Origin of the sequence: Curtobacterium sp. 458 (assembly GCF_030406605.1) — a bacterium.
In the GTDB taxonomy this organism is placed as follows: Bacteria; Actinomycetota; Actinomycetes; order Actinomycetales; family Microbacteriaceae; genus Curtobacterium.
Map to the genome: position 1 here is coordinate 2,381,439 of NZ_CP129104.1, position 13,601 is coordinate 2,395,039.

Below are 13,601 nucleotides of genomic sequence, written 5' to 3' on the forward strand. Positions count from 1 at the left end.
TCCGTCGTCCGGTCGCCACCAGGGCGGACCCGCGGTCGTAACCATCCGCTCGCGTCGATAGCATGGTGGGATACCGCCCGTCTCGTGTGAGGAAACAGCAGTCGTGCCGAAGCCGGTCGTCCTGATCGCCGAAGAACTCTCGCCCGCCACCGTCGACGCCCTCGGGCCCGACTTCGACGTCCGGAACGTGGACGGTACCGACCGCCCAGCGCTCCTGTCCGCCCTCGCCGACGCGAACGCGATCCTGGTGCGGTCCGCCACCAAGGTCGACGCCGAGGCGATCGCCGCGGCCCCGAACCTGCAGGTCGTCGCCCGCGCGGGTGTCGGTCTCGACAACGTCGACATCAAGGCGGCGACGACCGCCGGCGTGATGGTCGTCAACGCGCCGACGTCGAACATCATCTCCGCCGCGGAGCTCACCGTCGGGCACATCCTGTCGCTCGCTCGGCACATCCCGGCCGCGCACGCGTCACTCGCGGGCGGCGCCTGGAAGCGCTCGGCCTACACGGGCGTGGAGCTGTACGAGAAGACGGTGGGCATCATCGGCCTCGGCCGCATCGGTGCGCTCATCACGCAGCGCCTGCAGGCGTTCGGCGTCTCGGTGATCGCGTACGACCCGTACGTGACCACCGCCCGCGCGCAGCAGCTCGGGGTCGAGCTCGTCTCCCTCGAGGACCTGCTCCGTCGCGCGGACTTCACCACGATCCACATGCCGAAGACCCCCGAGACGCTCGGCATGATCTCCGACGAGCAGTTCGCGCTCATGAAGCCGACCGCCTTCGTCGTGAACGTCGCCCGTGGCGGGCTCATCGACGAGGACGCGCTGCGACGTGCCCTCACCGCCGGCACGATCGCGGGCGCCGGTCTCGACGTCTTCGTGTCCGAGCCGCCGCAGGACGACGCACTGACGTCGCTCCCGAACGTGGTCGTGACGCCGCACCTCGGCGCCTCGACCGACGAGGCCCAGGAGAAGGCGGGCGTCTCGGTCGCGAAGTCGGTCCGTCTCGCGCTCGGCGGGGAGCTCGTGCCGGACGCGGTCAACGTCGCCGGTGGCGTCATCGACCCGTACGTCCGCCCGGGCATCCCGCTCGTCGAGAAGCTCGGCCAGGTCTTCACCGCGCTCGCGACCTCCCCGGTGACGAGCATCGACGTCGAGGTCCACGGCGAGCTCGCCGGGTACGACGTCAGTGTGCTCAAGCTCGCGGCGCTCAAGGGCGTGTTCACCGACGTCGTCAGTGACCAGGTGTCGTACGTCAACGCCCCGCTCATCGCGGAGCAGCGCGGCGTCTCGGTCCGGCTCATCACCGACGCCGACAGCCCCGAGTACCGCAACGTGCTCACGATCCGCGGTGCCCAGTCCGACGGGCCGGCGATCAGCGTCTCGGGCACGCTCACCGGCCCGAAGCAGGTCGAGAAGCTCGTCGAGATCAACGGGCACGACGTCGAGGTGCCGCTCGACCGGCACCACGTCGTCATGGAGTACGTCGACCGTCCCGGCATCGTCGCGGTGTACGGCAAGGAGTTCGGCGAAGCCGGCATCAACATCGCCGCGATGCAGATCTCGCGCGAGGCAGCCGGCGGCCAGGCACTCAGCGTGCTGACGGTCGACTCGCCGGTCCCCGCCGAGATCCTCGAGCACGTCCGCTCCACCATCGACGCGACCTCGCTCCGCGAGATCGACATCACGCTGTAGGGGAGTCCGGCAGATGACGCAGACCGTGAAGCTCGCCGTCGTCCGCGGGGACGGCATCGGACCCGAGGTCGTCGACGAGGCGTTGAAGGTCCTGCACGCCGTCCTGCCGGACGACCTCGTGGTCGAGGAGACCGCGTTCTCGCTCGGCGCCGACCGGTTCCTCGCGACCGGCGACATCCTCACCGACGACGACCTCGCGGCGATCGCGACGCACGACGCGATCCTGCTCGGTGCGGTCGGCGGTGACCCGCGCGACCCGCGGCTCGCCGGCGGCATCATCGAGCGCGGTCTGCTGCTGAAGCTCCGCTTCGCGTTCGACCACTACGTGAACCTCCGGCCCACCGTCGTGTACCCGACCGTGACGACCCCGTTGTCGTCGCCCGGGGACGTCGACTTCGTGGTGGTGCGCGAGGGGACCGAGGGGCCGTACGTGGGCAACGGCGGTGCGATCCGCGTCGGGACGCCCCACGAGATCGCCACCGAGGTGTCGCTGAACACGGCGCACGGCGTCGAGCGGGTCGTCCGGTACGCGTTCGACCTCGCCGACCGGCGGCCGCGGAAGCACCTCACGCTCGTGCACAAGAGCAACGTGCTCGTCAACGCGGGTGCGCTCTGGCAGCGCACCGTCGCGGCGGTCGGCGCGGAGTACCCGGACGTCGCGGTCGACTACCAGCACGTCGACGCCGTCACCATCCACATGGTGCAGGACCCTGCTAGGTTCGACGTCATCGTCACCGACAACCTCTTCGGCGACATCATCACCGACCTGGCCGGCGCGATCAGCGGCGGCATCGGTCTGGCGGCCTCGGGCAACATCAACCCGGACGGCACCTTCCCCAGCATGTTCGAGCCGGTCCACGGTTCCGCGCCGGACATCGCGGGTCAGCAGAAGGCCGATCCCACGGCCGCCATCCTCTCCGTCGCCCTGCTGCTCGACCACCTCGGTCGCAGCGACCTCGCGTCGGCGGTCACCCGGGCGGTCGAGGCGGACCTCGCGGACCGGGGTACCACGCAGCGTCGCACCGCCGAGGTCGGCGACGCCGTCGCCGCCGCGGTCACGGCACGCACCACCACCGCCTGACAGGAGTCACCCCATGTCGACCGACACCGCCTTCGGGCTCGAGTTCTCCACCACCCCGTCGCCCGAGCGACGCGCCGCCGCCGAGCGTGAGGCGATCCTCGCGGACCCGGGCTTCGGCAAGCACTTCACCGACCACATGGCCACCGTCAGCTGGACGCTCGAGGACGGCTGGCACGACGCGTCGATCCACCCGTACGGTCCGCTCACCCTCGACCCGAGCGCGAGCGTCCTGCACTACGCGCAGGAGATCTTCGAGGGGCTCAAGGCCTACCGGCACGCGGACGGGTCGGTGTGGAGCTTCCGACCGGACGCGAACGCCCGTCGGTTCCAGCGCTCGGCCGTGCGTCTGGCGCTGCCGGAGCTCCCGGTCGACGTGTTCGTCGAGTCGATCCGGCAGCTCGTGCGGACCGACGTCGACTGGGTGCCGTCAGCACCGGAGACGAGCCTGTACCTACGGCCGTTCATGATCGCGACCGAGTCGTTCCTCGGCGTGCGGGCCGCGCAGGCGGTGGCCTACCACTGCATCGCGAGCCCGGCCGGCGCCTACTTCACCTCGGGACCGAAGCCCGTGTCGATCTGGCTCTCGACCACCTACGCCCGTGCCGGCAAGGGCGGGACCGGCGCCGCGAAGACCGGCGGCAACTACGCGTCGTCACTGCTGCCCCAGCAGGAGGCCTACGAGCACGGCTGCCAGCAGGTCATGTTCCTCGACTCGCAGGAGGGCAAGTACCTGGAGGAGCTCGGCGGCATGAACGTCGTCCTCGTGCGGTCGGACGGCACCCTCGTGACGCCGGACTCCGACTCGATCCTCGAGGGCATCACGCGAGACTCGATCCTGCAGCTCGCCGAGGACCGCGGGCTCCGCGTCGAGCGTCGTCGCGTGACCCTCGACGAGTGGCGCGACGGGGTGGCCGACGGCTCGATCACCGAGGCCTTCGCGTGCGGGACCGCCGCCGTGGTGACCCCGATCGCCGAGCTCCGCGGCGACGGCTTCACGATCGGCTCGCCGACCGAGGGTGCCGGCGAGCTGACGATGTCGCTCCGCCAGGAACTCACCGACATCCAGTACGGCCGTCGTCCCGACCCCCACGGGTGGATGACCAAGCTGACCGACGCGTCCTGATCGCGGCGCGGGCGTCGGTAGGGTCGAACGGTGAAGATCGCACGGTTCAGCAGCAAGGGTGAGGACCCCCGCTACGGCATCCTCGACGAGCGTGACCTCGTCGTGCTCGCGGGGGACCCGATGTACCAGGGGTTCGAGACCACGGGGGAGCGGGTGCCCCTCAAGGAGGCGAAGCTGCTCGCCCCGGTGATCCCTCGGTCGAAGGTGGTCGGCGTCGGGCTCAACTACGCCGAGCACGCGTCGGAGATGGACGAGCGTTCGGGGGACGACCCCGTGGTGTTCCTCAAGCCGAACACGACCGTGATCGGCCCCGACGACCCGATCCGCCTACCCGCCGGTGTCGGCCGCGTCGACCACGAGGGCGAGCTCGCGATCGTGATCGGTTCGCTCGCGAAGAACGTCCGTCGTGAGGACTTCGCCAGCGTCATCCTCGGCTACACGATCGCGAACGACGTGACCGCCCGAGACCTCCAGGCCCGGGACGGGCAGTGGACCCGGGCGAAGGGCTTCGACACGTTCTGCCCGCTCGGGCCCGCGATCGAGACGGAGATCGACCCGTCGGACATCCGCCTCGAGACCCGCGTGGACGGCGAGCTGCGCCAGGCGGCCTCGACGAGCGAGATGATCCACGACATCCCGACGCTCATCGAGTTCGTCTCGTCGATCTGGACGCTCCTCCCTGGTGACGTCATCCTCACCGGCACGCCCGCCGGCGTCGGGGAGATCCGCGACGGCGAGGTCGTCGAGGTGACGATCTCCGGTCTGGGTTCCCTCACGAACCCGGTCATCGCGAAGCACTGACCAGCTCCACCCGACGGCCCGTTCCCTGCACAGGGAGCGGGCCGTTCGCCGTCTCTGCGCCGATGTGGCCGCAGCAGGTCCGAGCGGACGGCAGTGCGACACGCCCGGGATGGGCCGCGGTTGGCGGGGCTCCCGGGGCGTGTGTAGAGTAATCACTCGTTGCCGCTGAGGCGGAGAACGGAACGGCCGAGACGGTCACCGGGTCGAAGACCTGGAGATGCAGTCCGGACGGGGTCCCGCTCGCAGCAACACCATCCCGATGAAGCCACACCGCAAGGTGAGCTCGTCGGTATGGAAGGAACTGCCTCTCTGGCGAAGCCTCGTGTTCGGGGTGGAGTGGGGAGTGCGTCTGGTCCTTGAGAACTCAACAGCGTGCACATTGTCATTGCCAATTTATTGACCCCGTGGCCGAGCTTGCTCGGTTCGGAGACAATTCCTTTTGGATAGACAGAATTGTCAGTTGACAGTTCTTTTTGTCAGTATCAACTCGGCCATGCTTTCGGGTGTGGTTGGTAATTTTTTACGGAGAGTTTGATCCTGGCTCAGGACGAACGCTGGCGGCGTGCTTAACACATGCAAGTCGAACGATGAAGCCCAGCTTGCTGGGTGGATTAGTGGCGAACGGGTGAGTAACACGTGAGTAACCTGCCCCTGACTCTGGGATAAGCGTTGGAAACGACGTCTAATACTGGATATGACTACTGGTCGCATGGCCTGGTGGTGGAAAGATTTTTTGGTTGGGGATGGACTCGCGGCCTATCAGCTTGTTGGTGAGGTAATGGCTCACCAAGGCGACGACGGGTAGCCGGCCTGAGAGGGTGACCGGCCACACTGGGACTGAGACACGGCCCAGACTCCTACGGGAGGCAGCAGTGGGGAATATTGCACAATGGGCGAAAGCCTGATGCAGCAACGCCGCGTGAGGGATGACGGCCTTCGGGTTGTAAACCTCTTTTAGTAGGGAAGAAGCGAAAGTGACGGTACCTGCAGAAAAAGCACCGGCTAACTACGTGCCAGCAGCCGCGGTAATACGTAGGGTGCAAGCGTTGTCCGGAATTATTGGGCGTAAAGAGCTCGTAGGCGGTTTGTCGCGTCTGCTGTGAAATCCCGAGGCTCAACCTCGGGCTTGCAGTGGGTACGGGCAGACTAGAGTGCGGTAGGGGAGATTGGAATTCCTGGTGTAGCGGTGGAATGCGCAGATATCAGGAGGAACACCGATGGCGAAGGCAGATCTCTGGGCCGTAACTGACGCTGAGGAGCGAAAGCGTGGGGAGCGAACAGGATTAGATACCCTGGTAGTCCACGCCGTAAACGTTGGGCGCTAGATGTAGGGACCTTTCCACGGTTTCTGTGTCGTAGCTAACGCATTAAGCGCCCCGCCTGGGGAGTACGGCCGCAAGGCTAAAACTCAAAGGAATTGACGGGGGCCCGCACAAGCGGCGGAGCATGCGGATTAATTCGATGCAACGCGAAGAACCTTACCAAGGCTTGACATACACCGGAAACGGCCAGAGATGGTCGCCCCCTTGTGGTCGGTGTACAGGTGGTGCATGGTTGTCGTCAGCTCGTGTCGTGAGATGTTGGGTTAAGTCCCGCAACGAGCGCAACCCTCGTTCTATGTTGCCAGCGCGTTATGGCGGGGACTCATAGGAGACTGCCGGGGTCAACTCGGAGGAAGGTGGGGATGACGTCAAATCATCATGCCCCTTATGTCTTGGGCTTCACGCATGCTACAATGGCCGGTACAAAGGGCTGCGATACCGTAAGGTGGAGCGAATCCCAAAAAGCCGGTCTCAGTTCGGATTGAGGTCTGCAACTCGACCTCATGAAGTCGGAGTCGCTAGTAATCGCAGATCAGCAACGCTGCGGTGAATACGTTCCCGGGCCTTGTACACACCGCCCGTCAAGTCATGAAAGTCGGTAACACCCGAAGCCGGTGGCCTAACCCTTGTGGAAGGAGCCGTCGAAGGTGGGATCGGTGATTAGGACTAAGTCGTAACAAGGTAGCCGTACCGGAAGGTGCGGCTGGATCACCTCCTTTCTAAGGAGCATCTGGTCTCGTGCAGTCCTCGTGGCTCGCAGGGATCCAGGCGCCGATGCAACCCGAGTGTGGTTGCCGGTAGCTCATGGGTGGAACATTGACAGTGCAGTCGTCGGCGCGTCTGCCGATCTCAGTACGGCTGGTCCTTCGGGGCTGGTCAGGAACGGGTTGGTGGGCAGGCGGGGTGGCTGGTGCACGTTGTTGGGTCCTGAGGGACCAGGCTTCCCGGCCGCTTGGTCGGGGGTTGAGCCGTGACAGTCGGGGCCTTCGGGTCGTGGGTGTTGCTGGTTCTTCGATGGGCCACATGAAGCTGACGCGAGAGTGTTGGGGGAGTGTGGTGCCGATCGTATGTTGAGAACTACACAGTGGACGCGAGCATCTTAGATCGCTCGTGACGATGACCGGCTTGTGTTGGTTGTTGTTCGAGTCGATCGCAATTTTAATCTTTGTGGTCAAGTTTCTAAGAGCAAACGGTGGATGCCTTGGCATCTGGAGCCGAAGAAGGACGTAGAAATCTGCGATAAGCCTCGGGGAGCTGATAATCGAGCTGTGAGCCGAGGATTTCCGAATGGGGAAACCCCGCCAGGCGACTTGTCGACCTGGTGACTCCCGCCTGAATATATAGGGCGGGTAGAGGGAACGTGGGGAAGTGAAACATCTCAGTACCCACAGGAAGAGAAAACAACATGTGATTCCGTGAGTAGTGGCGAGCGAAAGCGGATGAGGCTAAACCGATCATGTGTGATAGCCGGCGGGCGTTGCATGGTCGGGGTTGTGGGACACGTCGCTCAGTTCTGCCGGACTGGGACGGTTACAGCGCATCATAGTCGAACCGGTTTGAAAGCCGGGCCGTAGTGGGTGCCAGCCCCGTAGACGAAATGGTGTTATGGCCGGATGTGTATCCCAAGTAGCACGGGGCCCGAGAAATCCCGTGTGAATCTGTCAGGACCACCTGATAAGCCTAAATACTCCCAGATGACCGATAGCGGACAAGTACCGTGAGGGAAAGGTGAAAAGTACCCCGGGAGGGGAGTGAAATAGTACCTGAAACCGTTTGCTTACAAACCGTCGGAGCCTCCTTGTAGGGGTGACGGCGTGCCTTTTGAAGAATGAGCCTGCGAGTTAGCGATATGTGGCGAGGTTAACCCGTGTGGGGTAGCCGTAGCGAAAGCGAGTCTGAATAGGGCGATTGAGTCGCATGTCCTAGACCCGAAGCGAAGTGATCTATCCATGGCCAGGTTGAAGCGACGGTAAGACGTCGTGGAGGACCGAACCCACTTCAGTTGAAAATGGAGGGGATGAGCTGTGGATAGGGGTGAAAGGCCAATCAAACTTCGTGATAGCTGGTTCTCTCCGAAATGCATTTAGGTGCAGCGTTGCGTGTTTCTCGCCGGAGGTAGAGCTACTGGATGGCCGATGGGCCTCAACAGGTTACTGACGTCAGCCAAACTCCGAATGCCGGTGAGTGAGAGCGCAGCAGTGAGACGGTGGGGGATAAGCTTCATCGTCGAGAGGGAAACAACCCAGACTACCAACTAAGGCCCCTAAGCGTGTGCTAAGTGGGAAAGGATGTGGAGTTGCATAGACAACCAGGAGGTTGGCTTAGAAGCAGCCACCCTTGAAAGAGTGCGTAATAGCTCACTGGTCAAGTGATTCCGCGCCGACAATGTAACGGGGCTCAAGCACACCGCCGAAGTTGTAGATTTCGCACACTCGATAAGCCTTCGTGGTTCAGTCGTGCGGAGTGGTAGGAGAGCGTCGTGTGGCGAGTGAAGCGGCGGAGTAATCCAGCCGTGGACGCTACACGAGTGAGAATGCAGGCATGAGTAGCGAAAGACGGGTGAGAAACCCGTCCTCCGAAAGACCAAGGGTTCCAGGGCCAGGTTAATCCGCCCTGGGTAAGTCGGGACCTAAGGCGAGGCCGACAGGCGTAGTCGATGGACAACGGGTTGATATTCCCGTACCGGCGAACAACCGCCCAAGCTAATCCAGTGGTGCTAAGAGTCCTAACCCGGACCAGCGGATCCCTTCGGGGTGATGCGGGCCGGTCTAACGCTCGACCCCATGCTGGTGCGGCTAGCGTATGAACAGGTGTGACGCAGGAAGGTAGCTGAGCCAGGCGATGGTATCCGTAAGGTGAACCTGGTGTAAGGATGTAGGGCTGACGATAGGCAAATCCGTCGTCTGTATGCCTGAGATCCGACGCGTACCCGTTTTGGGGAAATCAGTGATCCTATGCTGCCGAGAAAAGCATCGACGCGAGGTTGCAGCCGCCCGTACCCGAAACCGACTCAGGTGGTCAGGTAGAGAATACCAAGGAGATCGAGAGAATCGTGGTTAAGGAACTCGGCAAAATGCCCCCGTAACTTCGGGAGAAGGGGGGCCGGAACCGTGACCGGACTTGCTCCGTGAGCGGTGAAGGCCGCAGAGACCAGTGGGAAGCGACTGTTTACTAAAAACACAGGTCCGTGCGAAGTCGCAAGACGATGTATACGGACTGACGCCTGCCCGGTGCTGGAAGGTTAAGAGGAAGGGTTAGCCTTTGGGCGAAGCTCTGAATTTAAGCCCCAGTAAACGGCGGTGGTAACTATAACCATCCTAAGGTAGCGAAATTCCTTGTCGGGTAAGTTCCGACCTGCACGAATGGCGTAACGACTTCCCAGCTGTCTCAACCGCGAACTCGGCGAAATTGCACTACGAGTAAAGATGCTCGTTACGCGCAGCAGGACGGAAAGACCCCGTGACCTTTACTACAGCTTGGTATTGGTGTTCGGTGTGGCTTGTGTAGGATAGGTGGGAGACTGTGAAGCGGGCACGCTAGTGTTCGTGGAGTCATTGTTGAAATACCACTCTGGTCACTCTGGATGTCTAACGTAGGACCCTGATCGGGTTCATGGACAGTGCCTGGTGGGTAGTTTAACTGGGGCGGTTGCCTCCCAAAGAGTAACGGAGGCGCCCAAAGGTTCCCTCAACCTGGTTGGCAATCAGGTGGCGAGTGTAAGTGCACAAGGGAGCTTGACTGTGAGACTGACAGGTCGAGCAGGGACGAAAGTCGGGACTAGTGATCCGGCAGTGGCTTGTGGAAGCGCTGTCGCTCAACGGATAAAAGGTACCTCGGGGATAACAGGCTGATCTTGCCCAAGAGTCCATATCGACGGCATGGTTTGGCACCTCGATGTCGGCTCGTCGCATCCTGGGGCTGGAGTAGGTCCCAAGGGTTGGGCTGTTCGCCCATTAAAGCGGTACGCGAGCTGGGTTTAGAACGTCGTGAGACAGTTCGGTCCCTATCCGCTGCGCGCGTTGGAAATTTGAGAAGATCTATCCCTAGTACGAGAGGACCGGGATGGACGAACCTCTGGTGTGTCAGTTGTTCTGCCAAGGGCACCGCTGATTAGCTACGTTCGGACCGGATAACCGCTGAAAGCATCTAAGCGGGAAGCCGTCTTCGAGATGAGATTTCCATGCACCTTGAGTGTGAGAGGCTCCCAGCAGACTACTGGGTTGATAGGCCGGATGTGGAAGCGGGGACTAACGACCCGTGGAGCTGACCGGTACTAATAAGCCGAAGACTTGACAACACAACTATTTCCCACACTTTCGGGTGTGGGGCTCGCGTCCACTTTGTGGTTCCCGACAGACGATCGGGAACACGAAACTGAACACCGCGCATGCGCGGAACAGCTTTCGAGATTTCCCAGTGATTGGGTCGAAAGTGTTCCGGTGGTCATAGCGAGAGGGAAACGCCCGGTCACATTCCGAACCCGGAAGCTAAGCCTCTCAGCGCCGATGGTACTGCAAGGGGGACCTTGTGGGAGAGTAGGACGCCGCCGGACTCAACGTTGCAACACCAGGGAACCCCTGACCACGACGTGGTCAGGGGTTTTCTGCGTCCACGGGTTCCTTCGCCGCCGGTAGGCTGGTGTGGTCATGACTGCACCGTTCACCACAGCCACCGGCTCCGACGTCCGTGTCCGTTTCTGCCCCAGCCCGACGGGGACGCCCCACGTGGGTCTGATCCGGACGGCGCTCTTCAACTGGGCGTACGCACGCCACACGGGCGGCAAGCTCGTGTTCCGCATCGAGGACACCGACGCCGCGCGGGACAGCGAGGAGTCCTACGAGCAGATCCTCGAGGCCCTGCGGTGGCTCCGGCTCGACTGGGACGAGGGCGTCGACGTCGGCGGTCCGCACGGGCCGTACCGGCAGTCACAGCGGTCGGACGTCTACGACGACGTCATCGCGAGGCTCACGGCATCCGGACACGTGTACGAGTCGTTCGTCACGCCGGAGGAGATGGAAGCCCGGAACAGGGCGGCCGGTCGTGACCCGAAGCAGGGCTACGACAACCACGAGCGTGGCCTCACCGACGAGCAGCGCCAGGCGTTCCGGGACGAGGGGCGGCAGCCGGCGCTCCGTCTCCGGGTGCCTGATCGTGATCTCTCGTTCGACGACCTCGTGCGCGGGGAGATCACGTTCAAGCAGGGGACGTTCCCGGACTTCGTGGTGGTGCGTCCGAACGGCAAGCCGCTCTACACCTTCACGAACCCCGTGGACGACGCCCTGATGGGGATCACGCACGTGCTCCGCGGTGAGGACCTCCTGTCGTCGACGCCGCGGCAGATCGCCCTGTACGAGGCGCTGTACGAGATCGGGCTGGCCGAGTCCATCCCGGTGTTCGGTCACCTGCCGTACGTGATGGGCGAGGGGAACAAGAAGCTCTCGAAGCGTGACCCGGAGTCGAACCTGTTCCACCACCGTGCGAACGGCATGGTGCCCGAGGGCCTCGTGAACTACCTCGCGCTGCTCGGGTGGTCGATCGGTCCGGACCGCGACGTCTTCTCGGTCGACGAGATGGTCGCGACGTTCGACGTCGCCGACGTCAACCCGAACCCGGCCCGCTTCGACCAGAAGAAGGCCGAGGCGATCAACGGCGACCACATCCGCCTGCTCGCGCCGGACGACTTCCGGGACCGCCTGCTGCCGTACTTGACGGACTTCGTGGCGTCGCCGCCCACGGCCGAGCAGGCAGCGGTGCTGACCGCAGCGGCGCCGCTCGTGCAGGAGCGCATGCAGGTGCTGAGCGAAGCACCGGCGATGCTGGGGTTCCTGTTCACCGCCGACGAGGACCTCGTGGTCGAGGACGACGCCGCGGCGACGCTGAAGGACGACGCCGGGACGGTGCTGACGACGAGCATCGAGGCGCTCGAGGCGCTCGAGTCGTGGGAGTCCACCGCGATCGAGGCGGCGCTGCGTGCGGCACTCATCGACGGGCTCGGGCTGAAGCCGCGGCTGGCGTTCGGCCCCCTGCGGGTCGCGGTGTCGGGTCGTCGGATCTCGCCGCCGCTGTTCGAGTCGATGGAGATCCTCGGCAAGGACTCCACGCTGACCCGGCTCCGCGCGCTCGCAGCCCGCTGACGATCGTGGCGCGCAGCGATGCCGGCGTTCCGGCGGACACCGCGTCGGCGGACGACGCAGGGCTGATCGTCGACGTCGCCGTCATCGGCGCGGGTCCGGCGGGCCTCAGCGCCGCACTCAACCTGGTGCGAGCGCGGCGGACCGTGCTGTTGGTCGACGCGAACCGGCCGCGGAACGCCGCCACGCTGCAGTCGCACGGGTTCCTCACGCGCGACGGGGTGTCGCCGCTCGAGCTCCGGAAGCTCGGGCGAGCGGAGGTGGAAGGCTACCCGGAGGCGACCGTCGTGCAGGCGGTCGTCGACGAGGTCGCCCCGGACGGTGCTCGGTGGCGTGTGCACGGGGCGTGGCGGGGGACCGAGGTGACCGCCTCCGCCCGTGCGGTCGTGGTCGCGACGGGGCTCCGGGAGGAGTTCCCCGCGCTGCCGATGCTCCGAGCGTTCTACGGCACCTCCGTGCACAGCTGCGTCGAGTGCGACGGGTACGAGAAGGCGGGCGAACCGCTCGCGTTCGTGTGCGAGACGCCCGACGTGGTCGACCGGGCGCTGTTCCTCGCGGCGTGGTCCGACGACCTCATCGTGTACACGAACGGCGCCCCGACGCTCGACGACGCCGGCCGAGGACGGCTCGCGGCGGCAGGGGTGCGGGTCGACGAGCGGGGAGTCGCGGACCTCGAGGGTGATCGGACCGGCATGACCGGCGTCCGGCTGGTGGACGGGCACGTCGAGCCGCGGACGGGTGGCTTCGTGCGGCCGACGTGGCACGTCGACACCGGCTGGCTGCACGCCCAGGTCGAGCGGGACGCCGACGGGCTCCTCGTCGTCGACGGCGTCGGACGGACGGCTGTGCCGGGCATCTACGCCGTGGGCGACGTGACGCCGCCGGGGCCGGAGCAGCTCATCGTGGCGGCCGGTCACGGGGCCCGGACGGCCTCGGCGGTGCACCGGGACCTCGTCGGTGGTCTCACGGACGTCCGGGATGCTGTACAGTAGTTGATCGTGCCCCGGGCGACCGGGACACGGGGCCGTGAGGCCTCTTGGGGTATGGTGTAATTGGCAACACAGCGGTTTCTGGTACCGTCGTTCTTGGTTCGAGTCCAGGTACCCCAGCCACCATCGTGAACAGGCCCCCGACGGAAGTCGGGGGCCTGTTGCGTTCCGCGAGCGGTTCACACGACAGGCCCTGCGTGGCGCGATGTGGTTCGGTCGGAGCCGACGACACGCCCGATCGTCCAGTCGGCGACGAATTTCCTGGCGGGGACCGACAGCTGGGACCACCGCGCCCGAGCGGCCACCGGCGCCGCGGCGGCCACTGTCGCCTCGGCGACCACTGGCGGCTGGCTTCGGGCCTCAGTCACAAGCCGCCACGCACGGCCTCCCGGCTTCCGGCTTCCGGCGGCCGGGCGTCCTGGCGGGCACCGGCGTCTCGGCGTCCTGGCGGGCGCTGGCGG

General features: G+C 64.6%; 6 protein-coding genes, 1 tRNA gene and 3 rRNA genes. All 10 read left to right on the forward strand.

Annotation, left to right across the window (positions count from 1 at the left end; genetic code table 11):
• Positions 1-103 precede the first annotated feature (103 nt).
• The 10 genes from serA (at position 104) to QPJ90_RS11810 (ending at position 13,263) form a co-directional block, all read left to right on the forward strand.
• Positions 104-1,693, forward strand: a complete 1,590-nt coding sequence (serA, locus tag QPJ90_RS11765) for a phosphoglycerate dehydrogenase (RefSeq protein WP_290131402.1) — start codon at positions 104-106, stop codon at positions 1,691-1,693.
• Positions 1,694-1,706: 13 nt separating this feature from the next.
• Positions 1,707-2,774, forward strand: coding sequence for a 3-isopropylmalate dehydrogenase (locus QPJ90_RS11770; RefSeq protein ID WP_290131403.1), 1,068 nt, complete (start codon positions 1,707-1,709; stop codon positions 2,772-2,774).
• Positions 2,775-2,787: 13 nt separating this feature from the next.
• The gene (locus QPJ90_RS11775) at positions 2,788-3,897 is read left to right on the forward strand and encodes a branched-chain amino acid aminotransferase (RefSeq protein WP_290131404.1); all 1,110 of its coding nucleotides are present in this window, start codon (positions 2,788-2,790) and stop codon (positions 3,895-3,897) included.
• Positions 3,898-3,927: 30 nt separating this feature from the next.
• Positions 3,928-4,698: a fumarylacetoacetate hydrolase family protein gene (locus QPJ90_RS11780; RefSeq protein ID WP_290131405.1), complete on the forward strand. Its 771-nt coding sequence runs from the start codon at positions 3,928-3,930 to the stop codon at positions 4,696-4,698.
• A gap of 519 nt (positions 4,699-5,217) precedes the next feature.
• A 16S ribosomal RNA gene (locus QPJ90_RS11785) occupies positions 5,218-6,739 on the forward strand.
• 450 nt (positions 6,740-7,189) lie between these two features.
• Positions 7,190-10,317: ribosomal RNA gene (locus QPJ90_RS11790) — 23S ribosomal RNA — on the forward strand.
• A gap of 138 nt (positions 10,318-10,455) precedes the next feature.
• Positions 10,456-10,572 (forward strand): 5S ribosomal RNA (rrf, locus tag QPJ90_RS11795).
• Together the 16S, 23S and 5S rRNA genes form the textbook arrangement of a ribosomal RNA operon.
• A gap of 94 nt (positions 10,573-10,666) precedes the next feature.
• Positions 10,667-12,154 (forward strand): glutamate--tRNA ligase, encoded by a 1,488-nt coding sequence (gene gltX, locus QPJ90_RS11800; protein WP_290131406.1) that lies wholly within the window; start codon positions 10,667-10,669, stop codon positions 12,152-12,154.
• A 5-nt stretch (positions 12,155-12,159) separates the two neighbouring features.
• Positions 12,160-13,143 carry an NAD(P)/FAD-dependent oxidoreductase gene (locus QPJ90_RS11805; RefSeq protein ID WP_290131407.1) on the forward strand — a complete coding sequence of 328 codons (984 nt, stop codon included), beginning with the start codon at positions 12,160-12,162 and terminating at the stop codon, positions 13,141-13,143.
• A 45-nt stretch (positions 13,144-13,188) separates the two neighbouring features.
• Positions 13,189-13,263 (forward strand) — tRNA-Gln (locus QPJ90_RS11810).
• Positions 13,264-13,601 lie beyond the last annotated feature (338 nt).